The following is a 25583-nucleotide window of genomic DNA, read 5'->3' on the forward strand; positions in this document are numbered from 1 at the left end:
CTGTGATGGGTCTATAGCAATTAGTAATCGCGTTGAAACGTGTGTAGAAAAAGCATGTATACTTGCTGAAGAATTAGGGCACCATCATACATCTTCTGGTATAATTTTAAATATGGAAAGTAGCGCTAATCAGAAACAGGAAAATTTTGCAAGGCTTTGGGCCTATAATAAAATGGTGACAATAGAAAAAATAATTTCCGCTAAGGAAGCTGGTTGCCGTAATCGGTATGAGATTGCCGAACATCTTTGTGTAACAGAGTCATTTCTCCAAGAAGCAATAGATTGTTACCATTCAAAGTATGGCCTCGGTTTCCAAAAGGGTGAATACATAATATTATTTGAGCCATTTAATATTTATAGAATGACGGGGAGTGTAGCGAAATAAAAGTTCTACAATAAGATTAAAATAGCCATAGGCTTTTTAATAACATCATTAAGAAAGAAGGAAATGAGTATGGGAAAAGAAAAACCAACAACAAAAATTTGTAAGCATTGCAAAACAGAGATACCTTATGGTGCGAAGATATGTCCGCAGTGCCGCAAAAAGCAAAAAGGAAAAGGCGGCTTAATTGCTATAGCTGCTGTTGTCGTGCTCGGAATTATTGGCGCGGCATCAGGAGGTGGCTCTAATAAGACCCAATCCGGACCTGCCGCAGAAGCCGGAGCTAAAGTTACAACCGCAGAAGTTACGGAAGCAGCAATTGAATATACTGCCTATAGTGTGGGCGATATGATGAGTGATTTAAAAGCAAACGCCCTGAATGCAAGTGAAAAATATAAAGGACAGTATGTGGAAATCACGGGAGAACTTAGCAATATAGACTCAGATGGCAAATACATATCTTTAACACCTTCAGATGAAGCTTTTGCAATTATCGGCATTCAATGTTATATAAAGAATGATGATCAGAAAAGCAAGGTCGCAGGAATGACAAAAGGCGAGGCGGTTACTTTAAAAGGTAAGGTAACGCAAGTAGGCGAGGTATTAGGATATTCGCTTGATATCACAGAAATAAAATAAATATGAAATACAAAAACCGCCCGGTGCTGGTAACACCGAACGGCTTTACATAGATTTTCTCTTACCGGGCTTCCGGAAAGATATAACTACCTAGTCAGTAGAATTATATCATTTTCGGAACGTCCTGGCAAGGGGCGTATTTTTGTACCCAAAAATAAGTTGTGACATCACAACTCACGAAAGGAAATGATATTATGGCTGAGAAAATGAAGAAAAGAAAGGACGGCCGATATGCAAAACAGGTAACCATAGGTATGAAAAATGGGAAACCTGTTCGTAAAACCATCTACGGGAAAACGCAAAAAGAACTAGACAAGAATTATAGGGATTTTATGAGCCTAAAGGATAAGGGGATTATTCTGCAGGAAGAGAACATGACCTTCCGGGAGCTGTCCGAACTATGGCTTGCGAATGAAAAGATAGGTAGTATCAGGGAACAATCCGTCACCACGATTAAAGGGCAGTTGAGCACGATAAATTCACACATAGGAGACATAAAGATCAAGGACTTAAAACAGAGCCATATCGAAGCATTTCGGGCATCGATGCTAAAGTCTGGTAAGTTGGCACAGTATAACTTTTGCCTGTCCCGGATAAGGGCAATCGTACGATATGCCGTACAAAAAGACATCACAGCAAAGGACATTACTCTTGGAATGAAGAGAATAAAGAATTGCCAAAAGCGGAGTAAGCGATCTATCACTCCGGCAGAACGACAGCTTATAATAAAAGCCGATCTGGATAGTTTTGAACTTTGTTTTGTCAATCTTCTTCTTTACACTGGGCTGCGAAAAAACGAGGCTCTGGCCCTGAATGTAAGTGACATAGATCTAAAGAAAAAACGGATCAATATTAACAAGTCCCTGATTGCCAGCAAAAGAAGAGAGTCATGTCTGCAAGAGTACACGAAAACAACTGCCGGAAAACGACAAGTGCCTATACCAGCCTTTCTGCTAGAGATTCTTTCAAAATATATTAAGTGCAGGACGGGTATTCTTTTCACCTCTAGGAACGGAGGATATATCTCCGATGGAACAATGAACTTTCGTTGGAAAAAAATCTTGAAAAAGCTGCAGGCAGTTTCAGATACCCCAATTGCAAATGATATTACTTTACACATGTTCCGGCACACTTACGCCAGTGACTTATACAAATCAGGGATGGACATTAAACAGGCTCAATACCTCTTAGGTCATGATGACATTAAAACCACTCTTGATACCTATACTCATTTCGGCTACACGGATGTGCAAGTAGATAAGCTTGAGAATTACTACAATGCAGTCAAAATGCAGTCAAATGGTAAAGTGATACCCCTGAAACACGCATAAACACAGCATTCTGTAAGAATAAATTAAATTATTACGATTTGATAGATAATCTTGTAAGATCCATCATTTTCTGATATGCTTATAGGCGTAAAAACCATCAGGAGGAAAAGGAACCAGTATGAACCAATATAACAATCAAGTCAGATCAAACCGCAGAAAAACGCGCTCCGGCAACAGAAATGATGCAGGGAAAAACGGTTTTCTATCGGTCCTTCTGTTTTATGTGCTTCCTTTCATCGTTATTAATGGCCTGATCTTTTTTCTGGTGACTTCCAGACCAAAAGGCGAGATTACGATCGGTGAAAGCAGCGATTATATATCCACAACCATGGAGCTTAAGATCAAATCCCTGCTTCCTGTGAATAGCATGGAGGTTGCTTTAAACGGTTCACCCGTTGAGATGACGAAAACAGGCTTTAAGACCTATTCTGCAGTCCTTAAAAGCAACGGAACACTTGCAGTAAAGCTTACATGCTTTAACAAAATGAAGACCGTTTTAGATGAGCAGGTGGATGTTTTAGATGACACACCTCCAGTCATTAAGGATAATATAGTTGAAAACGGAATTCTTTCCTTCCGTTTGGAAGACAGCCAGTCCGGCGTGGATTATTCCTCCATTTCCGCCTGTGATGAGGACAACCAGGATATTGCTCCCCTGTCCATAGACCGGAGTACAGGGCGTGTGACCTTTGAGCTTATAAAGGACAATTTAAACATCACTGCCAAAGACAATATCGGCAATGAGCTTCATGTAACCATTACCCCCCAGGGCGAAAGCATTGAAGAAGAGGAAACACCAGACGTACAGACAGAGGATCAAGCAGAATCTTAAGCTGTGCTATATGATAAGTAAATAACAAGAATACAAACAAAGTGCGGTTCCTGGATTTGGAACCGCACTTTGTTTGTCTCATTATATAATTTTTTCCTTTATTAAATCCCGGTACCAATAAAAACTGTCCTTGGGAATCCTGGTCTGGCTTTCATAATCTACAAAAACAATTCCGAATCTGTCGTCGTACCCCTTTTCCCATTCAAAGTTATCTAAAAAACTCCAAATGAAATACCCAATGACATTCACTCCATCAGCAATTGCCCGCTCCAGCTCTGTAAGATAACGCTTAAGGTAATCAATCCGGCCAGGGTCATGAACTCCCCCATCCAGAGAAACCACATCGAGAGCAGACATACCATTTTCCGTAATAATCACAGGAAGCCCATAGGTCTCATAGAAATTGCGGACCGCCCAGTACATGGCCTTTGGCGTGATCGGCCACCCCATTCCGGTCTTTCCATGTCCGACCGGAAGCTTTCCAAGCAAAAGCTTTCCCTGGTTATCATGGCAGACTGAGGTCCCCTGATATAGATTCATCCCGCAAAAATCCAGAGGCTGGCTAATGAGCTTTTGTTCTTCTTCCGTAATAACCGGAAGCAGAGGGCCAAATAAATCTTTGCATTTATCATGAAATGTTCCTTTTAAAAACAGTTCATTCCAGAATGCAGAGGAGTAAATCCAATCTTCTTTTCCAAAGGAATTCTGAAGCCTTCTGGCAGCATCGATCAGTTCATCAGTTTCATCAACAGGCCAATAAGCATTGCCGCAGGTAGGCGCATAACCAACCCTGCTGCCCGGTACCCATTTCCTTATCTCCTGTACCGCCCTTCCATGAGCCAGCGCAATATGACGGCACATGATAAGCAATCTTTCCACCGGGTATTTGATCCCGGGAGCATGAATGCATTTGTCATATCCAAGCCAGGTAAATATCTGCGGTTCATTGAAGGTAAAGAAATGCTTTACACGGTCTCCCAACGCTTTTGCCACGGCTTCCGCATAAGAGGCAAACCATTCCGGACTTGCCGGATTCAGCCAGCCGCCCTGCATCTCCAGCTCATTGGGATAATCCCAGTGATAAAGGGTCACATAAGGAGTGATTCCGTATTTCAGCAATTCATCCACTAAATCGGAATAAAACTTTAATCCATTTTCATTTAATGAACCACAGCCCTTAGGAAAAATCCTGGGCCAGGAAATAGAGAACCGGTACGCTTTTACTCCCAATTCTCCGAGCAAAGCTACATCCTCTTTCATGCGGTGGTAATGATCACAGGCCTGCTCACCGGTATGTCCCTCAAAGATCTTTCCCTCCTCCCGGGCAAATACATCCCAGATGGAAAGGCCTTTGCCATCTTCCTGTGCGCCTCCCTCGATCTGGTACGAGGAAGTCGCAGTCCCCCATATAAAGTCCTTTTTGAAATTCATCTCTTCATCCTTTCACACTGCCGGCAGTCACACCGCCGATAATAAATTTAGATAAGCATAAATAAATAATCGCTACCGGAACAATTGCTATGGTAATCAGCATATAAACCTGCCCCATGTCAAACTTCAGGAAATCGGCACTACGAAGCTGTGCAATCAGAATCGGCAATGTCTTTTTAGCATTGGATTTCAGTACCAAAGAGGGTACAAAGTAATTATTCCAGGAAGCCACGAATGCAAAGATACCCTGTACCGCAAGTGCCGGCTTAACAATGGGAATTACAATCGTATTAAAGGTATAGAATTCATGGGATCCATCGATTCTTGCCGATTCGATTATCTCAAGGGGAAGATTGCTCTCAAAATAGGAAACCATGAAATAAAATACCACCGGAGCAGCCATGGAAGGAAGGATAAGAGGAACAAAACTGTCCATAAGCCCCATTCTGCTGATCAGTCTTAAAAAGCCAAGAGTCGTTACCTGATTGGGAATCATCATAATCAGAACAATAAACAGATAAACCACATTTCGCAGCCGGAATTCATAAGCATGGATGGCATAAGCAGTCAAAGCCGAAACATATACCGCAAGCGCCGCAGAGCTACCGGCTATCAGAAGACTGTTGACGATCCCATAAACGACCGGAAGATTCTTATTATGAAGTACGTTATACAAATTGGAACCAAAGGACTTACCCGGAATAAAAGAAAATCCCTTTGAAATCTCCGGATGAGACCTGGTTGCATTTATGATCAGGCAATAAAAGAAGAAGAGGCATAAAAACGCCAAAAGTGACAAAAACACATAGGCAACTGCCTTCTTTATATTCATCATCTTGCCCATTACTTTCCTCCTCTCTTTTTCCCTGCACTGGTCAGTACAAAGAATACCACCAGACTGAGTGCTGCCGTAATAACAAAGAGTATTACCGATAAGGCACCTGCCATGCCATAATTTTTACTGTAAAGATGGTTATTCAAAAACATGATCAGGGTAGTACTGGTTCTGTCCGGACTCCCCTTTGCATTTGTCAGTACCTGAGGTACATCAAACATCTGCAGACCCCCGATCAGGGAGGTGATCAGGACATAAATAAAAATAGGCTTAATGGTGGGCATGGTTACCTTTGTGAATATCTGCAGAGACTTTGCTCCATCAATGGAAGCCGCTTCAAATAAAGATGAATCCACACCAAGAATCGCAGCCATCAAAAGAATCGTTGTATTTCCGAACCACATCATAAAGTTCATGAGCCCGATCAGCCCCCTGGTTCCCCATACGGTTGCAAGGAAACGGAAAGGGCTGTTTAAAATCCCAAGATTGATAAGCAGGTTATTCATAGGGCCGTCATCGGAGAACAGAGCAAAAAACAGCATGGCAAAAGAAGCCGCCATTATGACATTTGGCATATAGATAATGGTCTTAAAGAAAGTGCTTCCTTTTAACCTTAACCTGAAATCCGCAAACCAGACTGCCAGGATCAATGAAATGATAATCTGGGGAATAAAGCCAATGATCCAAAGGATCATGGTATTGCCCAGATACTTAAGTAAGTCACTTTGAAAAATAGATGCGTAATTTTGCAGTCCTACAAAGTTAGGGCCGATCTGCGTCAATCCGGAACGATAATTTTCAAACAGGCTGTTATAAAAAGTATTTACCAGGGGGATAAAGGAGAATATCAAATAAGTGGCAAAAAATGGTATCAGAAAAATATATCCCCATTTCGCATAGCTGATTTTTTTTCTGGTCTTTGCCTTCTTTTCTTTTACCATTGCAAAACCTCCTGTTTTATGCAGGGCGGGATATCCCCGCCCTGCAGCTTATAACTATTCTGTCTTTAATTCCGGGTACTTTTCAGTAATTGCGGTGTAAAAATTCTTCAGTGCCGTATCTTTGTCAACAGCCCCATTAAAGTAATCATGCATTGCAGTCTGGAATTCTTCATTAAGGCCCTGGTCATAAGGAGAGATTTTACTCATATCAATTTTTTCCGCCGCATCGCAATACATCTGAAGCGGATTCTGCCCTCCGAGGAATTGGGACTTATAATCACTCTTTGCCAATTCTTCCATAACTGCCTTGTTATTGACAAAGTCATTCTTTTCTTCTACGATCTTTTTCATTGTTGCATCATCACAGCAAATGGTTCTCATAATGTCCGCTACAATATCCGCATTATCGGTTCCGTTAGCTGCACAAATCCAGGTTCCGCCCCAGTTATAGGACTCCGGGCCAATGGTTGCCGCCCAGTCACCGTAGCAGCCATTCCCTACTTCCTGTTTTCCGCCATCCGCTTCTGCTTTTTCAAGGGAGTTTCCTGCCATAACGAAATCCACACCCCATGCAGGCATGAAGTAGCCGAATACTTTTCCTTCCGGTCCCTGGCCAGCCGCCCATTCTGCTGCCCAAAGGATGGTCTTCTGGTTATATCCCTTATCCGTATAATCTTTTGTCTGCTCCACCCATTTTTCCATGTTAGGATCAATGACAACCTTAGTTCCATCAACCCAGGGAGCAGAAACGTTATTGGAAAAGGTACGATAGGTATCATCAAAACCGGATACCATATAATACCCTTTTTCTTTCATCTTTTCCGCAGTCTTGTCAAAGGAATCCCAATCATTGATTGCCTTCTGGACTTCTTCCGGATCGTCGGTTCCAAGCACAGCCTTTGCAATGGAACGACGGTAAATATAAAGTCCAGGGCAGCCCTGCCAGGAAATCCCCTTCTGCGCACCGCTTGCATCCTGGGCAATCTCCTTGGTATAGTTATATTGCTTGGACATATCCTGATCCGTGATGCCGATATCCTTCAAATTAGTGGTACTGTCGGAATTCACATATTTCAAAATATAATCTGCTTCTACCAGAAACATATCGACTTTATCATCTGCTTTTGCATCAGCCTGATTTAACAGAGCCTCATCAAGAGCATTCTGATACGCATTGTTTTCACTTGGAGTTGTTATAAAGTTCACCGTATACCCTTCTGGCAGCTTGGAAGCATAATAATCCTCATATCTTGCCTTGAATTCATCATTCCAGACATAGATATTCACGACCTTCCCCTCTGTACTGCCAGCCCCCTTTTCTTCCGTTGCTTCCTTACTGGTGGTCTCAGGAGTTCCACTTCCGCTCTGAGTATCTTGAGTGCTCTTGGAACTGCAGCCTCCAATCAGTATTGCTGCCATTGCTGCACACAGCAAACCGCTTACTACTTTCTTCCTCATATTACCCTCTCCTTTTCTGATATGAACTATCATTATATAGTTGCTTTTCCAACCGATTCTCCTTTTAACAGCTCTCCTTCCACAATGATCTGTTCTGTAAAAGTTGTCTTGGGTTTTTCGATGGAGCTTATTAATTTTTTAGCGGCCTGCATACCAATGGCGGCCGTATCCTGATGTATGGTCGTCAGTTTGGGATTCAACAGCTGCGAGATCCGGCTGCCATCATATCCGGCAATGGAGATATCCTCCGGAACCTTTAAGTTTCTCGCCCGTATTTCATTTAATCCGCCGATTAATGCCGTATCGTCCGGGTATAAAATACAAGTGGGGGGATCCTTTCTGTCCAGCAGTTCCCTGGTGTATGCCATGGCCTGGCTGACATCCAGATAATCTGCTTCCAATACATAATTGTCCGGAATATACAGATCGTGACTCTCCATAAACCGGTAAAAGCTTGTAAGTCTTGCCTTTGTAACGGCCGTATTTATCTGTCCGTGGATGTATGCAATCTTTCTGTGACCATTTTCATAGATATATTGCATCAGGGACTGGATTCCCTTAATGTTATCGGACAAAACCGAGGAACAGTTTTCGTGGATGTGGTCAATGGTAACTACAGGAATGTCGCCTCCCAAAAGGTCGATCACCTCCGGGTTATCAAAATTTACACAGGCGATTACCACGCCGTCCACATTTCTGTATTTACAGTGATCATAATAGGAGACTTTCTTCGTTCCTATCTGACTATTGATAAACGTGATATCATACCCCTGTTTCTCCGCTTCGACCTTAAAGGCTTCCAGTACCGCAGCAAAATACTCATGAGTCAAGCCGCTGTTGGCCTCGTCAACAAATAAAACGCCGATATTGTAGCTTCTGTTTGTCTTTAAAGACCTTGCAGCTGCGTTGGGATAATATCCCAGCTCTACCGCTGCTTCTTTGATCCTGGTTTTAGTACTCTCCCCGATGTCACTCTGGTCGTTAAGTGCTTTGCTTACTGTGGCAACAGATACTCCACAATGCTGTGCCAGTTCCTTCATTGAAATCATATGTCTCTTCCTTTTACTTAATCGTTTTCGTAACCTCAATATACTCCTTTCCAGAAGAAAAAGCAATATATTTTTGTTTTTTTATCTAATTTATATAGTTTTACTCAATATTATTTATGTAATTTTACCAACAATCAAGCATGGTACTATTATTTTTTATAAATACCTATTGTAATTTAAAAATGAATGAGTTATTATGGCCCTATATCTCCCTAATTCTGTTCTTAATCGTTTTCGTAAAATGTCGAATTAAGTAAATTTATCACCTAATCAGAAAGGGGTTATTCGATTATGAAATATGGATATTTCGACGACCAGGAAAAAGAGTATGTTATTACAACCCCAGATACTCCCCTTCCGTGGATCAATTATCTGGGCAGCCAAGATTTCTTCTCCCTGGTTTCCAACACCGGAGGCGGCTACAGCTTCTATAAAGATGCAAAGCTGTTAAGGCTGACCCGGTACCGCTATAACAACGTCCCTCTGGACAGCAACGGACACTACTATTATATCAATGATAACGGCACCATCTGGAATCCTGGCTGGCAGCCCACCCAGACACCCCTGGATTTTTATGAATGCCGGCACGGACTGGGAGTTACCCGCTACCAGGGAATAAAAAATGGCTTATCTGCCGCAGTTACAGCCTTTGTGCCTTTGCATGACACCTGCGAGATCCATAAGGTTATCCTGAAAAATGAAAGCGGGGAATCAAAAGATTTTACCCTGTTCTCCTATGTGGAATTCTGTTTATGGAATGCAGTGGATGATATGACCAATTTTCAGCGGAATTTAAGCACCGGAGAAGTAGAGGTAGAAGGCTCAGTCATTTACCATAAGACAGAGTATCGAGAGAGGCGCAGCCATTACGCTTATTACGCTGTCAATTCAGATATTCAGGGGTTTGACACAGACAGAAACACTTTTGTCGGTGTATACGGCTCCAACCAGATGCCCCTTATGGTTAAAAATAACATCTCAGGGAATTCCATGGCAAGCGGCTGGTCTCCCATCGGCTCCCACCGATTAACACTCCATTTAGATCCCGGGGAAGAGACCAGTTTCATCTTCGTGCTGGGATATGCAGAGAATCCTAAGGAACAAAAATGGACTGCTCCCAATGTCATCAACAAAGAACCGGCCCTGGCTGTTCTGTCAAAGTATCAGACAGACCAACAGGTTGATGAGGCTCTCGCCGCATTAAAGCATTACTGGGAAGAGCTGCTTTCCAACTACTCCGTTACCATGGCCGATGAGAAAACAGCCCGCATGGTAAACATCTGGAACCAGTATCAGTGCATGGTAACATTTAATATGTCCCGCTCCGCCTCCTATTACGAGTCTGGTACCGGCCGCGGCATGGGTTTTCGGGATTCCTGCCAGGATCTGCTTGGGTTCGTACATATGATCCCCGAAAGGGCCAGGGAACGAATCATCGACATTGCTTCCACCCAGTTTGAGGATGGACGCGCCTATCACCAGTATCAGCCTCTTACAAAAAAGGGGAATATGGACATCGGAAGCGGATTCAACGACGATCCTTTGTGGCTCATTGCCGGTGTATCCGCTTATATCAGGGAAACCGGGGACTTAAGTATTTTAGAGGAATCCGTACCCTTTGATAATGACCTGGAGAAAAGCCAGCCGCTTATGGAACATTTGAGGCGTTCCTTTCAATTTACCAGGACCCACCTGGGCCCCCATGGTCTGCCTCTTATTGGGCGGGCTGACTGGAATGACTGTCTGAATTTAAACTGCTTTTCTACAGAGCCCGGAGAGTCCTTTCAAACCACCGGTCCCTCGGAGGGTCCTGTAGCAGAATCCCTGATGATCGCAGGAATGTTTGTAAAATACGGAAAAGAGTATGCTGAAGTTTGCCGCTTGATGGGATTAAAAACCGAAGCAGAGGAAGCAGAGATTTCTGTACAGGAAGTATACGATGCCGTAATCGAATATGGCTGGGATGGCAGCTGGTTTTTGCGCGCCTATGATGCATTCGGCCAGAAGGTGGGATCCAGCGAATGCAGGGAAGGACAGATCTTTATTGAACCACAAGGTTTTTGCGTCATGGGTGGTATCGGCATTAAAGAAGGCCATGCAAAAAAAGCTTTGGACAGCGTAAAAGAGAAGCTGGATACGGCCTGTGGTATCGTTCTGCTGCAGCCGGCATACACCGGCTACCAGGAAAACCTTGGAGAGATCTCCTCTTATCCTCCTGGCTACAAGGAAAACGCAGGTATTTTCTGTCACAACAACCCCTGGATTTCCATTGCAGAAACTATGATCGGAAGGGGTAACCGGGCATTTGAAGTCTATCGGCGCACTTCTCCGGCCTATATGGAAGACAACAGTGAAACCTATAAAGCAGAACCTTATGTTTATGCACAGATGATTGCAGGTAAGGATGCGGCTCATTTCGGAGAAGCTAAGAACAGCTGGCTGACCGGAACGGCTGCATGGTCATTTGCATGTATTTCCCAGCATATCTTAGGGATCCGCCCTGGTTTCAACGGGTTAATCGTAGACCCATGCCTGCCGGATTCCATCGGGGAATTTTCCGCCGTCCGTAAATTCCGGGGAGCAGATTATTATATCCATGTGGATCATACCAAAGAGAGTGATCATGGAACTCGTTCCATGCTGGTGGATGGGAAACCTGTGGAAGGAACGGAAATTCCTTATGTGGAGGGGAAAAGGGAATACCATATTTCGATTACTTGGGAATAGGCGATAATAATTTGGAAATACCTTATTGATATTGTCATATAATAACACGAGTTAATTTCAAGAATCAGCTATGAACGTTAACATTGGTATGCAGGCCCCTGATTTTACTGCTATGACAACATTTGGACCGCTGAAGCTGTCCGATTTCAGTGGGCAATGGGTGGTTCTATTTTCTCATCCAGGCGATTTTACATTGAATATAGTTGGAAAGTTTATCTCAAAATGAAAATGATCTAAAAAATGTTTTAGAAATTATGTCTTAAGTACAGCATCCTAACCTAAGATAGCGGAAACGCTGTGAAGGCAAGCATTCTAGCCTTTACTGCGGGTTCGCTATCTAATATTATAAAATAGACATTATTTCGACTAGCCACAAGACTCGAAACAATCTACTTATTTTTAAAATTGCTCCATAAATGATAAAACAACTTCTGATAGTTTATACAGCCTTTTATACGTTCTAAGGCTCAGGAGTAATGTTGTCAGCTCGGTTGATACTTTTAACTTTTTTGTTTTGTATCTCTTGGTCAGTAAAATCCTGGGCTACGGACCTCACCAGTTCTCCTTTGTCTTTGTCAAATCTATTTATATTATTAAATAATCCCTCAAGTATTTAACTGAATGAAGTTTTTGGAAAGCCTGGTTAATATTCTTCATTCCAAAAATTATCGTTTTAGTGGGGCGAAAACCCGCTGCTTTAATATTATCAATAATAAAGGCAGCCTCACCCAGTATCACGGAATTTTCTTTATCTCAGATGCTCCATTCAAATTTAAAATCTGTACTTCGATTGAATCCACATATCTTACACTGAATATCGTAATATTTATCTATTCTCGAATGCTATTCCTCCATTCAGACGATCTTTGTTTAATTAAAATTGGGTATATTATATTTACCTATTATGTTAAGCTAAAAGAAAATAATCTAAACTAGGAGAAAAATATGATTAAAGTAATTGCAAGAAGCGTCATAAAGTAAAACCATTTATCTGAGGCTCTACAAATCTATAAACTGCTGGTTTCTGAAACTATAAAAGAACCTGGTTGCATCACTTATGAATTATTCCAAGAACTAAATAATCCTAATAACCTAACTTTAATAGAAGAATGGGAGGATATCGAAGCTTTACAACATCATACTAAGATGCCACATTTCATCACTTTAGTTGAAAAACTCTCATTGTATGAAAAGGAATTACCTGTTCTGATATATAAAAAGCTATTTTAAACTATGGTGTAGATGTTAATTAATTCCCAAGGAATACATTAATGCTCTCTAAAATGCTGATTTTTTCGACAGCCAGATACTTCCTGCATAATTTTTTTCCATTCCACACACCATATTTTTGAGGTGATATGATGGAAAACAATTTATCTAAATTACTTTTTAAAAGTACCAGCACCAGACGTTACTTTATAACACTACCAGTATGGCTGCAGATAATACTGCACGAAAATCATTCATACATTGATACCGCTGCGCAATTGCACCATGTTGCAGGGATATTATTACAGCAGAAAAGCTGGGCCTAAACTTCCTGTTACTCAGTTAAATATGGGTTTTACTGAATAACTTATATGTAAAAAAACTATCAGTTCTATATTGAACCGTTCCCTATCAAGTAGACATAATCAAAGGTTTAATTCAGTAGCAGACAACTTTGCGGACAGTTTCTGCTTAGGTATGAAGATTACCTTTGAGATCATGCAAAAAGCATATTTAAACAAACAGCTACAGAACCCGACATAATTAGGTTTTGTAGCTGTTATCATTCAAGCGCTAATAAATTGTTTTAAGATGTTAATATTATGCTTGTATGAGTTTTTAATACTCTCATACGACCAATCAAAATCGTAATAATTTGATTCTAGTTTATTAATAACTTTTATCAGCTCTTCACGTTTATTTCCATTTTTACTAACTTCAGATCCATGTGAGATTATTAATGAAAACAAATCTCCATCTTGCATTTCTCCATCGAAAGGGTCGTAAAGAAATATTTCGATGGCTCTGGCAGTGGCAACATCTTTTAAAATGTTTTGACGGGCCATTTTCGACACATCAACTACATTCAGTTCATCTACAGTTTTATTAATAAGATTATTATACCAACTGATAAGACCACTATTGAAATTGGATTTATCATAATCAAGATGGTAAATATCTTTTAATGTATTACTCATTTTATACCTACAAACGGAGCAAATAGTTCTTGGATTTTGTTAATATATAAGTTTGCTTTATCCAAATTACCTTACAAAACAGCCCTTACCTCTTGAGCTAAATTAGGATTTTCAATGAACCTACTAGTCCGCTTTTAACTCCCTGCAAACCAGTATAAGATTGTTTCCTTTCAGTTAAGTGATCCCAGAAACCTCCACCTGGTTTAAGTATTGGCTTACCTTAAAGATCTGCTAAAGTACCACTAAAATCTCCATCAGTTAGATTATTCTCATTTATGTTTTTCAAAGTATTGATATTCCTATTTTGAGCGCGAGTCAATTCAACTACATACCCCGTGTCGTCACCAGCTCTCATTTGTTGTGCCTGCAGTAACTGCCGAGCCTGCTCAAAATTATAAGATTAAATGTATAATCTAAAATCCAGACCATAACATTGTATGATCAGGATTTTATTGAATCAGATTCTTTTTAGTCCTTATCCTAAGTTCATAAGACAATCCTTATAGGCTTTGAGCACGTTTTGTTTAAAAAATGTATTTACTTATACGTAATGTTAATGCTACTTGAGCCAGAACGAGGATCATAAGATGATGCCATCAAGCCCCATGTGTAGTTGTATGGTGGCTGGCCAATATTCTTTTTCAACCACCTATCATGAAACTCTTTTTTCTGCATCTCTCTACTCTCTGACCAGTTTTCCCATGATGAGATAACATCATCCGACTGTATTCCAATATTTGCCATATATAAAAACCCATCTGGATTAAAAATCAAAGAAATGGCAAACTTATCACCACATATTATTTGTGGTTTTATGTAATATCGTGTATATCCATATTCATCATTATTTAACACATCAGCAAACAAATTTGAACTAATAAATTCATCTTTTGTTAGTTTTTGTTTAATAGTAAAGTTTATATTATCTATATCTATATTACCATTTTGAATATTAATCAATATACGATCCTCCTGATATTATCTATTAGTCATGATTCTTGTCAGTATTGGTTGTAATACACTTTGATAGTTTTTAATAAAGTATTGGGGAAAACCACCAGCACCGTATTGAGGATTAGCCAAGGTTTCTGCATACCCAACAGTAATGTTTTCCATAACTTCATACATTGTCATGCCGGCTCTATATGTAGGGTAAATACCCTTCCCAACTTGTATTCCTTGATATAACTTAGTTGCATCAGTTTCAACCAATTTCATTATGGCATCAGTAGTATAGAAATTACTTTGACCGGGTGCACCGCCCCATACTTTAGTACCTTTTTCAAGAGTAACATTAATCCAATTATCAACACCTGGATAATCTATACTCCCCTGCCAACGACTTGCTAATTCAGCAGGGTTCCCTGCCCCTTCGCCAGTTCCCATTTGTTGTACCTGTAGAATCTGCCGAGCCTGCACAAAACCTGTTGCTCCAGCATGACCCACTGTTGTTGCACCAAATCCAAGACCTGACATAACGGCACCTGTTGATGCAAGGGCACTACCAGTAACACCATATGCAAGAGCCGCGCCTCCTGTTAAGCCGATCGTACCTCCGATTGCTGCACCCTGAAGAACTGCCTTCATTGAAAATTTACCATTAAGTGATGAAGCTATTCCACCTGCAAGTGCTCCTGCTGCTAAACCAGCTAATCCTGCAACAACCAAAAATGGAAGTACAAAATGTCCACTAGGATCAGTATAAAATACTGGATTGCTGTGACAATAAGTATACAGATTAAGTGATAACGGGTCACTCACTTCTTGCTTATTTGGTAATTGATTTTTAACACATCGGAGTGTATCCTCACTTGTAAAACGCCCAGTCACAGATCTATAATTCCTTGCTCGTAAGTAATAGGTATTCGTCCCTAAGTCCAGATACTCCCCACAATACCGGAATGAACTCTCATCCCCCTTATCTGGATTTCTCTCAACTCCAAAAGCATCATACTCATACGAAGCTTTACACGTTCCACTTTGACTCCATAGCTGGGTTACATCCCCATGCTCATTCAATATATAGTAGTATACCACACGATCGAATTCTCCGGCAATCAAATTGATTCCTCTTATATAGATTTTAATCTGCTCACCGTCAGTCTGTTCCGCTACGATATCATTTCCATCCCAGCAAAACAGATTCGTCTTACCCTGGCTTTCGGTCAGTTCCCTCACCTGGGTACTATGGCGCAGGCCATCTCCCCGGTACTGATATAGAATCTCTTTGTCATCCTGGTTGATCCGGCTCAGTTGGTTGAATCCATCATAATGTCTCCACTCATAAACGGTCGGTGTCTCCTTTTGATAATGCCCCGATAACTTAACATTTCCAGGATAGTCTGGTGTTGGCGATGTTTTCTCCCAAATCCGGAAAGTTTCATTTCCATTATCATCATAACGGTACCGATACGTTTCCGTTGTTTTCCCTTGCTTTTTTGTCTCCTTTTCCAACCGGTTGTTCAAACCATACTCATAATTGGTAACACTGACCAGTTCATCCTTTGTTCTTCCTTCCACCATCATTTTCACACGGTTGGAATAGGCATCATAGGTATAAAGTGTCCGCTTCCAGCCGGAATAATCTTCTTCAGTCAGACGACCCAGTCGGTCATATTGATAGGATATGGTGACTGGGGAAGAACCGGCTTTGTTGATCTTACTTAAAATGTTCCCATCCAGATCATAGCCGTATTCCCATGCGGAAATCATGGATCCCTGCCGTCTATTCTCCAAAGATATTACCCGGTTACCATCATTATACTGATAGCTGGTTTCCATACCAGACTGCGGATGGCGGAGGGTTTTACGGTTGCCCTTTTCATCGTATTCGTACTCGGCCAGTACCACCCCGGCAGCATTGTTTTTTCTTACCTGCCTTAAACGGTATAAATCATCATACGTATAATACAGACTGACAACCGGGCTTGTGGTTCCTTCCCGGGTTAGTTGAAAGGACTGTCGGTTTCCATATATATCATAAGTATATTCTTTCTTTACATTTCCCGGATCGTCCTGGCGGGACAACTGGCCTTTAGGATTGTAGCGGTATTTCGTCTCCTGGAGGAGGGGTTGTTTTCCTCCCATGGATTCCCTGCTGACTTCTCGGTTCTTCTTGCCGTTTTTACCATAGGCATACTCCCGCTCGCTGATTACCATTCCATCAGGAGTTCTCTTTTGCACGGTCTCTTTTATCATGCGTTCTAAGGCATCATGCTGATAAACGGTCTGGTCCTTGTTCCTGTCCGTTTTTTTCTGTAGTCTTCCGGTTTTGTCATACTCATAGTATTCTGTACTGCCGCGGGCATCCGTCATTGCTGTGACGTTTCCAAAGCGGTCATAGGTGTATTTTGTCACCTCCCGCCCTTGGCCAGATGGGGTATCCCCGGTTCTCCTTAGAATAACCTGATTGATTCCATCATACTGACAGGTAGTCTTAATCCAATTGCCAGGGCTTAAGTACTGGTAGGTATCAGTTAAACGGTTCCTGGCATCATACACATACTGAGTCTCCTGCCAGCCTTCCTTTTGAGCTTTCTTTTCCCATATGATATTACCGGCTCCATCATAGTAATATTTTACTTTCTGGTTGCACTGGTCAAACGGTGCTATCGTTTGAACAAGGCGTCCTGCCTTATCGTATTGGAATTCGGTTTTCTTTCCGGCTTCATCCCATTGGAACCGTTTATTGCCTAACGCATCGTATTGAATGCTGGTAATTCTCTCCTGACCAGAGTCTGTCCGCATGGATCTTACTAAACGACCTGCATAATCGTACTCCAAGCGTTCTGTTTTGTTCCTGGCATCAGTTTTACAGATATTATTTCCTGCATTGTCATATTCGTAGGTAAACAACCTTTCTCCGGCTAAAAATTCCTTCCTGACCTGGCCTTTTTGGTCTTTATAACATTCTGTCACGATATCCGGAGCGGAGGCGTCTCCTATGATTTTTTTTACTTCGCGAAAGTATTTTATTCCATCTGCTGGATCGGTAAATACCTCATTGTATTCATACGTTTCTTCATAGCCCACCTGGGGAATCCTGCGGTACAGTACCCGACCAAAAGAATCGTAAGTATAACGCTCGGTCTTTCTTGTATTATCCAGTGCTGTGCCGTTCCCATCATATGTAACCGCTTCTGTAAGCTCTCCCCATGAATTATACCGGAAATCCTGGAGCACAACATCACCAGTGGCCGGTTCCTTGGATACGGCCAGGCAGACCTGCTGAATCTGTCCAAAGGGTGTGTATTGAATCCGCTTTTTCTGGTGATTTCCATCGGTTGTGGTGATAAAGTTTAAGGAGTCATTATAAGAGGTTTCATTTACTGCCTTCTGGCCATCTACCGCAGGGAGCGTCTCTGCTACCATCCGTCCCAGCTCATCATAGAGGTAGGTAGTCACCTGATTCCTGGAATCTTTTTTGTAGACCATCCGTCCCCAATTATCATATTGGAATTCTTCCTTGATTGGATCTAAGAGCTTGCCATCTGCATCTCGGATGTCGGTTTGTTCTTTTGATATAGAATTATGTGTATATCTGCTGGCAGTACTGGATGGAGAACTGTATTTATAAATGGTTTCAGCATAATCAACTGATTGCTCCAGGTTCCCGCTGCCTGTCAGAAAATACCTTCTTTCGTTGGTTACACAATAGGGATTCTTCGAATCCTTATAATCATATTCTATTTTTTCTTTTAAGACTCCATTTTCATAGACCTGATGATATTTTATAACCCGCTTTCCCAAATCCTCATGAAGTTCATTTTCTTCTTTGATCAGGCCAGAGCCATTTATTCTTTCTGTTTTAAGAATGGTGCTGTAGTCTCCATAGGTTGTATTGGTTTCCTGGTTGCAGGAAGGATCATCCGGATATTCTTCAATGAGCTGGATAATATCTGCTTTTCGATCTTCGGAATATTTCCAAGAGGTTTCCTTTTTCAGAAATTTTGATTCATCGTTTCTATCAAATACTTGGTCAACGGCTGACACGATTAGTTTATTGCTATATTTATATACGCCTTTTGAAATAAGGGCATTCTGATGACGAACCTCCTTTTTTATTAGCTGCCCTTCCCCATCAAATTGATGGGTTTCCAAAATGTCCTGATGATGTTTTACTTCCGCATATTCAATATACTTGCCATTGCTGTTTGCGGCTCCGGAATCAAGCCTGTAGTTATATTCTCCCCGGTTGTATTCGGCTCCGTCAGCGGTATCCACTTTCATTGTTAATGCAAAATGGGTAATTTTTCCACCGGTTTCACTTTCAATACCAATTTCCCGGCCATATGTAAACTGCGTGGATGCATGACTTGGGTATGTGACACTCTTTAGCAGCATATATTTACGTGTCATATTTGCGGTAGTGTTTCCTGCCACTTTCTTGGAGGCATAACTCATAATGCCCTTGTAATCTTCTTGATTATAATAGTTATATTGGGTCTTACGGCCTGCGGGGTCTGCGACTGCAGTGAGCTTAAGCGGCTGCGCCTGATCGATATGGTAGGAAAGTTCACATGCCTTTCCAGCCTTGCTTTCTGGCAATTTCCAGATAAGTCCGTAATCGGTCTTCTCCAGGCTGATTTTACGCCCCCAAGTGTCTACAATCTCCATACCGCCGTAATCCTTTAAATCGTAACAAATCACATTTCCAAACTTATCCTGCCGGGCGGCCAGTGTAAACCTCTGCGATAACAGCCCATTTCGATCGTCAACAGTTTCAGATAAATTTTTAAAATAGTCCTTGTTCCCATTCTTATATTCAATGATGATATCATAACTTTTAGAAATTTTGGCATAGGGGTGTTGAATGGTTCGTGATCTGGTAATGATACTGACATCTTTTAGACCATAATCCTCAAATCTGTCTGAAGACCGGCTTATTTTTAAACTTCTTCCGTCTTCCAGGTGCAGAACATAATCAAAACCGGGTAGTCCCATTAAAATTGACTTTGGAGGATCATAAGATATGATCAGGTTAGAACATTTAAGATACGGCACTGTCTCAATGGACGGCAGGACAAAAGACCAGCCGTATCCCAATCCATAAGTCTTAGCGTAAAAACTGTTATCTTTCGAACCTGTTTTTAGCTTTTCACCTTTGACATATGGATCCATATCCACTAGATTGGCACAGCCGGAGTCATAGCGTCTGGCAATGGATACGTCGAACCCATCCCTACCGGGCAGTACAAAATCTGTTGTCTCATATTGGACATTGCCGGTGCTTAATTGAACATTTACCTGATTTGTTTCGAAGTAGGTAAATGGGGATTCCGGATACTGTTTTATATCGGAAAATTCTTCCTCCTCCGCAGGCAGGGCTGCCCGACTAAACAGGTTTTCCCGACCTTTTGCTTCATTCTCTTCTCCGCCTGATACATCCTTCGCTGCCTTTGTATCAGGCTCTTCCCATTCATTTTTATCAATGTGATTCTCTATAATCTCGTTCTCTTTCATCTATTCCCTTCTTATCTTAAAATAATGATACTGCTGCACTTCCAGTACCCTTGGCGATAAATTCTACCAATGCAATGGAACCGCTAAAGCATTCATTCTGACTTAACTGTCTGGTTGATTGAAACCACAGCTTTCCCGGAATACTTGAATATATTCTTAAATTTTCTTCCGGATAATTTCCTGGTTCTGTTATGCTTTTTAGGCTGCCGGCTGCGAGGCTGGTTAATTCCAGTAAGTATGGATCATACCGGAGGTTCATGCGGATCTTGTCCAGACCGCTGACATCCTGGGCTTTCAGCAGGACTGCGTAATGTTTGCCGGTCTTTACCGGGTATTCCATGGTGCTGTTGCGGTAAAATATAGGAATAATCGGCAATTGTGCTGTTTCTAAATAATCAGACTCATCACCATTTGAATCATATGCTTTGATCCGGTACATTGCGTTTAATGCTCCAATTGGGATGAAATCTGTCATTCCCCGGTGTTCTTCAATCTGTTTCTGTGTATCCAGTTCATGGAAGGTCAATTCTTTTCCTTCCCATTCGTTAAACGTCAGCCATCTGGAGTCAATACTCTCCCATGAGAGGCCAGGCAGCGTCATCTTCTCCCCTTCTTCCCATGAATATCCGGAGTTTTCTAGACTAGTCCAGGTTTTATTAAGCTCGTCCATTTCCAGCCAGGTACACCCCTGCTCAATACCGGGCCGTTCATCGCCGGGACCTTTAAATATTTCAAAGCTTATTTCCTGGCTTTCTAACTGCTGCCAGGTATGCGAATGATTCTCAAACTGTGACCAGCTTAACCGCTCATAATCCAGGCGTTCCCAGTGCTGTCCTTTGCCAGTTCTGGTTTCGATTTGATGCCAGTTTAGGGCATCCTGATCATACCTGCTCCATGGTTCATTGGTACTGTCAAAATTGTCCCAGGTGTATCCAGACAGAGCCTGTAAAAAAGTTTCATTAAATACCCGTTCTACAATATAATCGTTATTTGCTTCCACCGCTCCCCAGCTGATTTGTGCTTGTTCTCCCTCGTGGAGGGTAGGGATGTGTAAACATTCTGGTCGGTTCATAAATAATAGGTTCCTCCTTTCGTTTTCTATTGATAATTTTAGTTTTTGTTTCATAATTGATTATACTTGGAGTTTTTTGTTGGTACTTCACACATGCCCCGTCATAATTATGATATTTTTCGTTTCAGTACCGTGTGGTTTCTTGTAGTATTTCGTTTTAAACCAATGGTAGATTTTGTGATTTATACTGATACTCTTTCTTTCTTATTGAGGGAAGAAGGAGTATCAGTTCCGTATGACTCAAGTAAATAGTGATTTACATGATCAAATTGCTACAACAAATAGCAAATTAGTAACGGTTAGCGATAATATAAAAGGAATAATGCCAATTCCATTAACTACATTAGGCGTTTTTTTAGGGACCATAAACCGTAATGCCTCTGGTATATCAGGGGATCAGGTTAATATTTCCCTTACTATAACATCACCTGTCAGTGGTATAGCCAATGAGACTACATTTTTTTACATTAACAGAAAACTAAAACCTATTGTAGCTCCAGTACTATTAAGCACTTATAAGGCAGGTTATATCTATTCATATGTAAATGAGATTGGTGATACTGTTTTTGCGGCCCGTATTGATGGTGGAATCCCAGGAAGTGCAGAGATATATATAAATTTTAACTGTTTATTAGATGATTAAAATGATAATTTAATCAACAACGAACCAAACAGCAAAGATTAATCCATTAGAAAATGCCCTATTCAGCAGTAGTATTATGTTTTTTCGATCTGTAGACATTTTGGCACACATCACTTGAACATCTGCATTAATATTAGCTAAGTCGTTAGGATCCATCTGCGGAAGTGCAACAACACAAGGATAATTCGCCAGCAAATTGTTTGGAAATCCAAAATCAGCAAGTGCTATGTTTACCCAGGTTTTGTTTTCAGAAGTACTAAACCATTTTACACCATACCTTATTTTGGTGAAATAAGTTATATCACTGGAATTTACTTTATTACTTAAATCACTATATTATTAAGCCATCTCTCATATCTCCATACTACTCCATTCCCAGCTTTTGTTTAGAAAAAGGGTAAACTTAATAAAGCCCCCCGTTTCCAGCTACTTAAAATCAATCCATTTCAGTTATTTATGCAAACTTCCGGTGAGACTCTTTCACATTTTCCTCCTGGACTGTGCAGTAGATCATTGTCGTATCCAGTTTTTCATGTCCCAGAAGTTTTGATACTTGCTCCACCGGCATTCCTCTATTCAGCAGATCGGTAGCTATGGTCCTACGGAAACGATGCGGATGGACCTTCTTCACACCTGCACGCCGCCCAAGCTGCCTAAACATGTATTGGATTCCGGCAACAGTTAGGCGAGCATGAGGCTGATCTAGTGTTGCAAATAAAGGCTTATTTACCAATTCTTCCTCGGTTATCTCCTCCTCCTTCATGCGCTCTTTAAGGTATCTCTTTAAGTAAAACCTAGCATTATCCGTCAAATACACCTTTCTTTCCTTACTTCCCTTACCAAATACAATCAACTCCTGCCGCCCCATTTCTATATCACAGACATTCAGTAACGCCAGCTCTGACACCCTGACACCTGTACTGTACAAAAACTCCATTAAGGCACGGTCCCTCAGTACTGTACAATTAACCCTAAGTGCTTCCATTTCTTCCTGGGAAAACGGCTTTTTGATGGTCTTGGCCAACTTCAGGATCCCTACCCGTTTAACCGGGTTACTGGTCACAAGCTCCTCTGTAGTGAGGAAATCCCAGAAGCTGGATAAATAATGAAGCCTTGTCTGCATGGTTGTCATTTTGATGCCGTGCTGCTCCCTCATGACCCCATAATAATATCGGAGGTCCATGGCGGTAATGTCCTCAATCCGTTTCCCCAGGAAATCCAGCATCTTGCAGATCTCCGTTGTATATTGCTTTAAGGTATTTTCCTGCCGGTTAACTGCCTTTTTGCTTGCCACGAACATCTTGACCTTTAAGGCGTCGCCGTCAATGCCCGTTTCTGCTACCTCGTAACATTCTTCACTTACTTCCACGCCGTGAAAATTAATGTACAGTGCATTATGCAGCTGCTCCATCTGTCCACTATCCAGGTGCGGCAGCATAGTATTGATCACTTTTTCCAAAATCTGCTCTATCATTAGTTAAAGCCCTCCTTCCACATTATTGTAAAAGATAGGGCCGTTTTGGTCCACTACTCAATAATATAGTGATTTGAGTGAGTTAAAAATAGTAAAAAAAGCTTTTGTCGCAAAATCAAATACTAATGAATTTGTAGTTTTTGATACGGGTGAAATACCAGGCGGTGTCTTCATGGTAAACTGCCAAGTTGTTAACGGTATTGACGATAGCCATATAGTCATTGGCTGCTATTTGAACAAGGCTCATCAGTGGATTGCCAAAACTGATAGGATACCCGGAATCACAGTAGGTATTGCCGTAAAGGCTATTGCCTTTGCTTATAAATAGTGATAAAGCAGATAAAACTACCGTTCATGATCTTAGAGGACAAAATGCTAACTTTCCAAATTCTTCGCTGTTACAATGGGCATCAGATGATGCTAGAAGGCTTTCTATCTGGAAAATAGAGGGTAATAGTGTTACCGGTTTCCCGGATGATGGTGTAGAATGGTGTGCTTTAAACCTGCAAGACGGAACTGGTACCAGAGGGATTGTGGTGGCATTTAAATATTTTGCTAGTGGATTGACCGTGAAATATAGGTGTTACGTAAATAAAGAATGGTTGAGCAACTGGATGACCATTGTGTAAATAATCATTTTAAGGAACCGGCTGTATTTGCCCGTATAAGACGCTATCTATGTATACATTTATATAGATTTTACCACCGTTAAAAAAGTAACCAAAACTGATCTGGCTTACGGGATTACCTGTGCCAAGATTCGTTATCCTTAAGGTTTGCTTAGAATCCAATGCAATATTTGTGTTATTCAAATCACTATTTAACTTAGTTATCTTCTCATCAATAATAACATTATCATTGACAAAATCCTGTCTTACCGGCTTATCCGATGCTTCCCACATATTTAATCCTAATGATGTTTTATTTGTACTTGACATATTATTTCTCCTCTTTTAATTTGAATTTTGCTTGAATTTTCTTCTGATCATTAAGCTGTTACATACATATTGCCATGAAACAATCTCTGATTCCATACTAACATTCGAACATATGTTCTGTTTTGTCGACATCTAGATTATAATACTCTAGAATCCTATTGTCAATGCTTTTTTCGAACATATGTTCTTTTTTCTAATTAAAGGTTATAAAGAAAAGTAATTATTTTAGTAATAATTATCCCCCTCCAATAATATTGCTCACGTAAGTTACAGCCACCAATTTTTTATACTTAGTACTTATAAAAGTCAGATTGTAACACAATAAAATCCAGCTAGAATATAGGATTTCCTTAATAATAATCAATCTTTGTAGCACTCAGGTATATAGAAAACTTCATAAGTAACAAACGAAAATCCTTGACAGTTGCAGGCTTTGTATGCAATCTGTGGCACGGCGTGTAACGCCCTATTCCTGCCATAAATTCTGCAAGGGTTTATATTAGAGTAAAGGAAAGGCGTCCCTTGCCGGGTGAGCGAAGCGAGGGTAAAATCCTTGCCATTTGTCGTGGGCATTGTGGATATGTGGGCAAGGTGGCTGTTATTAGGAGTGTGAGGAAGCTGTTTATAACTATCTGGTTGCTTTTTATCTGATTACTTTTTATCTGATCATTATAAATAGCTCTCTCCATGCTCCGTCAGCCCCCTTGTCCATATATCCATGATGCTAACCCCATGCTTGTGATTACCAAGACCAAAAGAAATCTCCCGGATTTTCTTCTCTGGCTTCATATCTTCCAGCCCAGGAAGCGGGTCGGCAACCGCCATCGGCATTGTGGGCATGTGGGTAAGATGGCTGCTTTTAGAAGTAGATAGAAATTGTTCGCGAGTATCTAATTGTTTTTATCGTATAGTAGTAAACAGTTTTCTCCATGCTTCGTTAGCCCTTTTATCCACATATCCATGATGCTCTCTCCTTTATTTTTGTAGTCATAATACAAAACTCCACTCATACGCTTCCCTCTCTTCGATCTGCCCGATCCCATTCATGAACGGAACTCAGTTCCGCTCATACACCTACCCTCTCAACAGCCAAATCACACCCAGTCACTTACAGAATCCCATTTCTGTAAGTAAATTATAATTATACATACGTGAACAAAGATTACCTGCTCTTAACATAAAA

General features: G+C 41.1%; 21 protein-coding genes and 1 pseudogene. 10 read left to right on the forward strand and 12 right to left on the reverse strand.

Annotated elements, in window-relative coordinates:
• From RT269_RS17590 to RT269_RS17605, 4 genes are all read left to right on the forward strand, one after another.
• Nucleotides 1-385 (forward strand): ImmA/IrrE family metallo-endopeptidase (locus RT269_RS17590; protein WP_313184513.1); only part of this gene is annotated, 385 nt, incomplete at its 5' end.
• A 69-nt stretch (nt 386-454) separates the two neighbouring features.
• On the forward strand, nt 455-1021 hold the full coding sequence (locus tag RT269_RS17595) for an OB-fold protein (protein WP_313184514.1): 567 nt from the start codon (nt 455-457) through the stop codon (nt 1019-1021).
• Between the two features lie 194 nt (nt 1022-1215).
• Nucleotides 1216-2352 carry a tyrosine-type recombinase/integrase gene (locus RT269_RS17600; protein ID WP_313184515.1) on the forward strand — a complete coding sequence of 379 codons (1137 nt, stop codon included), beginning with the start codon at nt 1216-1218 and terminating at the stop codon, nt 2350-2352.
• 118 nt (nt 2353-2470) lie between these two features.
• Nucleotides 2471-3184, forward strand: coding sequence for a hypothetical protein (locus RT269_RS17605; RefSeq protein WP_313184517.1), 714 nt, complete (start codon nt 2471-2473; stop codon nt 3182-3184).
• An 81-nt stretch (nt 3185-3265) separates the two neighbouring features.
• Here the strand turns inward: RT269_RS17605 and RT269_RS17610 are convergent, their stop codons facing one another.
• The 5 genes from RT269_RS17610 to RT269_RS17630 are packed head-to-tail and all read right to left on the reverse strand — an operon-like array spanning nt 3266 to nt 8898.
• Nucleotides 3266-4615, reverse strand: a complete 1350-nt coding sequence (locus tag RT269_RS17610; protein ID WP_313184518.1) for a GH1 family beta-glucosidase — start codon at nt 4613-4615, stop codon at nt 3266-3268.
• A 4-nt stretch (nt 4616-4619) separates the two neighbouring features.
• Complete coding sequence (locus tag RT269_RS17615) at nt 4620-5459, reverse strand: carbohydrate ABC transporter permease (RefSeq protein ID WP_313184520.1); 840 nt, start codon at nt 5457-5459, stop codon at nt 4620-4622.
• Nucleotides 5459-6391 carry a carbohydrate ABC transporter permease gene (locus tag RT269_RS17620; RefSeq protein ID WP_313184522.1) on the reverse strand — a complete coding sequence of 311 codons (933 nt, stop codon included), beginning with the start codon at nt 6389-6391 and terminating at the stop codon, nt 5459-5461. The genes RT269_RS17615 and RT269_RS17620 overlap by 1 nt, the downstream gene beginning before the upstream one ends.
• Nucleotides 6392-6445: 54 nt before the next feature.
• A complete protein-coding gene (locus tag RT269_RS17625; protein WP_313184523.1) occupies nt 6446-7849 on the reverse strand; it encodes a carbohydrate ABC transporter substrate-binding protein in 1404 nt (467 codons plus the stop codon).
• A gap of 32 nt (nt 7850-7881) precedes the next feature.
• On the reverse strand, nt 7882-8898 hold the full coding sequence (locus RT269_RS17630) for a LacI family DNA-binding transcriptional regulator (protein ID WP_313184525.1): 1017 nt from the start codon (nt 8896-8898) through the stop codon (nt 7882-7884).
• A 291-nt stretch (nt 8899-9189) separates the two neighbouring features.
• On the opposite strand from RT269_RS17630, the gene RT269_RS17635 reads away from it, so the two are divergent.
• From RT269_RS17635 to RT269_RS30440, 3 genes and pseudogenes are all read left to right on the forward strand, one after another.
• Nucleotides 9190-11625 carry a GH36-type glycosyl hydrolase domain-containing protein gene (locus RT269_RS17635; protein WP_313184526.1) on the forward strand — a complete coding sequence of 812 codons (2436 nt, stop codon included), beginning with the start codon at nt 9190-9192 and terminating at the stop codon, nt 11623-11625.
• Between the two features lie 88 nt (nt 11626-11713).
• On the forward strand, nt 11714-11851 hold the full coding sequence (locus tag RT269_RS17640) for a redoxin domain-containing protein (RefSeq protein ID WP_313184566.1): 138 nt from the start codon (nt 11714-11716) through the stop codon (nt 11849-11851).
• Nucleotides 11852-12627: 776 nt separating this feature from the next.
• Nucleotides 12628-12855, forward strand: a pseudogene (locus RT269_RS30440) (putative quinol monooxygenase); the annotation flags it as partial.
• A 545-nt stretch (nt 12856-13400) separates the two neighbouring features.
• Here RT269_RS30440 and RT269_RS17645 read toward each other — a convergent pair.
• The 4 genes from RT269_RS17645 to RT269_RS17660 form a co-directional block, all read right to left on the reverse strand.
• On the reverse strand, nt 13401-13811 hold the full coding sequence (locus RT269_RS17645; RefSeq protein WP_313184528.1) for a contact-dependent growth inhibition system immunity protein: 411 nt from the start codon (nt 13809-13811) through the stop codon (nt 13401-13403).
• Nucleotides 13812-14348: 537 nt separating this feature from the next.
• Nucleotides 14349-14771 carry a hypothetical protein gene (locus RT269_RS17650; protein WP_313184529.1) on the reverse strand — a complete coding sequence of 141 codons (423 nt, stop codon included), beginning with the start codon at nt 14769-14771 and terminating at the stop codon, nt 14349-14351.
• Between the two features lie 18 nt (nt 14772-14789).
• Nucleotides 14790-20273 carry an RHS repeat-associated core domain-containing protein gene (locus tag RT269_RS17655; RefSeq protein ID WP_313184531.1) on the reverse strand — a complete coding sequence of 1828 codons (5484 nt, stop codon included), beginning with the start codon at nt 20271-20273 and terminating at the stop codon, nt 14790-14792.
• A gap of 16 nt (nt 20274-20289) precedes the next feature.
• Nucleotides 20290-21345: a cohesin domain-containing protein gene (locus RT269_RS17660; RefSeq protein ID WP_313184533.1), complete on the reverse strand. Its 1056-nt coding sequence runs from the start codon at nt 21343-21345 to the stop codon at nt 20290-20292.
• 235 nt (nt 21346-21580) lie between these two features.
• On the opposite strand from RT269_RS17660, the gene RT269_RS17665 reads away from it, so the two are divergent.
• Nucleotides 21581-21988, forward strand: a complete 408-nt coding sequence (locus RT269_RS17665; protein WP_313184534.1) for a hypothetical protein — start codon at nt 21581-21583, stop codon at nt 21986-21988.
• Between the two features lie 454 nt (nt 21989-22442).
• Here the strand turns inward: RT269_RS17665 and RT269_RS17670 are convergent, their stop codons facing one another.
• Nucleotides 22443-23462, reverse strand: a complete 1020-nt coding sequence (locus RT269_RS17670) for a tyrosine-type recombinase/integrase (RefSeq protein WP_313184536.1) — start codon at nt 23460-23462, stop codon at nt 22443-22445.
• Between the two features lie 172 nt (nt 23463-23634).
• Between RT269_RS17670 and RT269_RS17675 the strand changes: the two genes are divergently transcribed.
• Together RT269_RS17675 and RT269_RS17680 are read left to right on the forward strand one after the other, a co-directional pair.
• Complete coding sequence (locus RT269_RS17675; RefSeq protein ID WP_313184537.1) at nt 23635-23790, forward strand: hypothetical protein; 156 nt, start codon at nt 23635-23637, stop codon at nt 23788-23790.
• Nucleotides 23777-24091 (forward strand): hypothetical protein, encoded by a 315-nt coding sequence (locus tag RT269_RS17680; protein WP_313184539.1) that lies wholly within the window; start codon nt 23777-23779, stop codon nt 24089-24091. Before RT269_RS17675 ends, RT269_RS17680 begins: the two co-directional genes overlap by 14 nt.
• Before the next feature lie 9 nt (nt 24092-24100).
• Here RT269_RS17680 and RT269_RS17685 read toward each other — a convergent pair whose 3' ends face one another.
• Both RT269_RS17685 and RT269_RS17690 read right to left on the reverse strand, forming a co-directional pair.
• On the reverse strand, nt 24101-24400 hold the full coding sequence (locus tag RT269_RS17685; RefSeq protein ID WP_313184541.1) for a hypothetical protein: 300 nt from the start codon (nt 24398-24400) through the stop codon (nt 24101-24103).
• A 669-nt stretch (nt 24401-25069) separates the two neighbouring features.
• The gene (locus RT269_RS17690; RefSeq protein ID WP_313184543.1) at nt 25070-25240 is read right to left on the reverse strand and encodes a hypothetical protein; all 171 of its coding nucleotides are present in this window, start codon (nt 25238-25240) and stop codon (nt 25070-25072) included.
• Nucleotides 25241-25583 lie beyond the last annotated feature (343 nt).

It is taken from the genome of Lacrimispora sp. (assembly GCF_032078915.1).
GTDB lineage: Bacteria > Bacillota > Clostridia > Lachnospirales > Lachnospiraceae > Lacrimispora.

Excerpts from the sequence above, each read along its gene's own strand:
- RT269_RS17595 (WP_313184514.1), top strand. The coding sequence starts at position 455 with ATGGGAAAAGAAAAACCAACAACAAAAATTTGTAAGCATTGCAAAACA.
- RT269_RS17640 (WP_313184566.1), top strand. The coding sequence starts at position 11,714 with ATGCAGGCCCCTGATTTTACTGCTATGACAACATTTGGACCGCTGAAG.
- RT269_RS17665 (WP_313184534.1), top strand. The coding sequence starts at position 21,581 with ATGACTCAAGTAAATAGTGATTTACATGATCAAATTGCTACAACAAAT.
- RT269_RS17605 (WP_313184517.1), top strand. The coding sequence starts at position 2,471 with ATGAACCAATATAACAATCAAGTCAGATCAAACCGCAGAAAAACGCGC.
- RT269_RS17630 (WP_313184525.1), bottom strand. The coding sequence starts at position 8,898 with ATGATTTCAATGAAGGAACTGGCACAGCATTGTGGAGTATCTGTTGCC.
- RT269_RS17645 (WP_313184528.1), bottom strand. The coding sequence starts at position 13,811 with ATGAGTAATACATTAAAAGATATTTACCATCTTGATTATGATAAATCC.
- RT269_RS17635 (WP_313184526.1), top strand. The coding sequence starts at position 9,190 with ATGAAATATGGATATTTCGACGACCAGGAAAAAGAGTATGTTATTACA.
- RT269_RS17620 (WP_313184522.1), bottom strand. The coding sequence starts at position 6,391 with ATGGTAAAAGAAAAGAAGGCAAAGACCAGAAAAAAAATCAGCTATGCG.
- RT269_RS17685 (WP_313184541.1), bottom strand. The coding sequence starts at position 24,400 with ATGTCAAGTACAAATAAAACATCATTAGGATTAAATATGTGGGAAGCA.
- RT269_RS17675 (WP_313184537.1), top strand. The coding sequence starts at position 23,635 with ATGGTAAACTGCCAAGTTGTTAACGGTATTGACGATAGCCATATAGTC.
- RT269_RS17600 (WP_313184515.1), top strand. The coding sequence starts at position 1,216 with ATGGCTGAGAAAATGAAGAAAAGAAAGGACGGCCGATATGCAAAACAG.
- RT269_RS17670 (WP_313184536.1), bottom strand. The coding sequence starts at position 23,462 with ATGATAGAGCAGATTTTGGAAAAAGTGATCAATACTATGCTGCCGCAC.
- RT269_RS17610 (WP_313184518.1), bottom strand. The coding sequence starts at position 4,615 with ATGAATTTCAAAAAGGACTTTATATGGGGGACTGCGACTTCCTCGTAC.
- RT269_RS17660 (WP_313184533.1), bottom strand. The coding sequence starts at position 21,345 with ATGAACCGACCAGAATGTTTACACATCCCTACCCTCCACGAGGGAGAA.
- RT269_RS17655 (WP_313184531.1), bottom strand. The coding sequence starts at position 20,273 with ATGAAAGAGAACGAGATTATAGAGAATCACATTGATAAAAATGAATGG.
- RT269_RS17690 (WP_313184543.1), bottom strand. The coding sequence starts at position 25,240 with ATGCCCACAATGCCGATGGCGGTTGCCGACCCGCTTCCTGGGCTGGAA.
- RT269_RS17625 (WP_313184523.1), bottom strand. The coding sequence starts at position 7,849 with ATGAGGAAGAAAGTAGTAAGCGGTTTGCTGTGTGCAGCAATGGCAGCA.
- RT269_RS17615 (WP_313184520.1), bottom strand. The coding sequence starts at position 5,459 with ATGGGCAAGATGATGAATATAAAGAAGGCAGTTGCCTATGTGTTTTTG.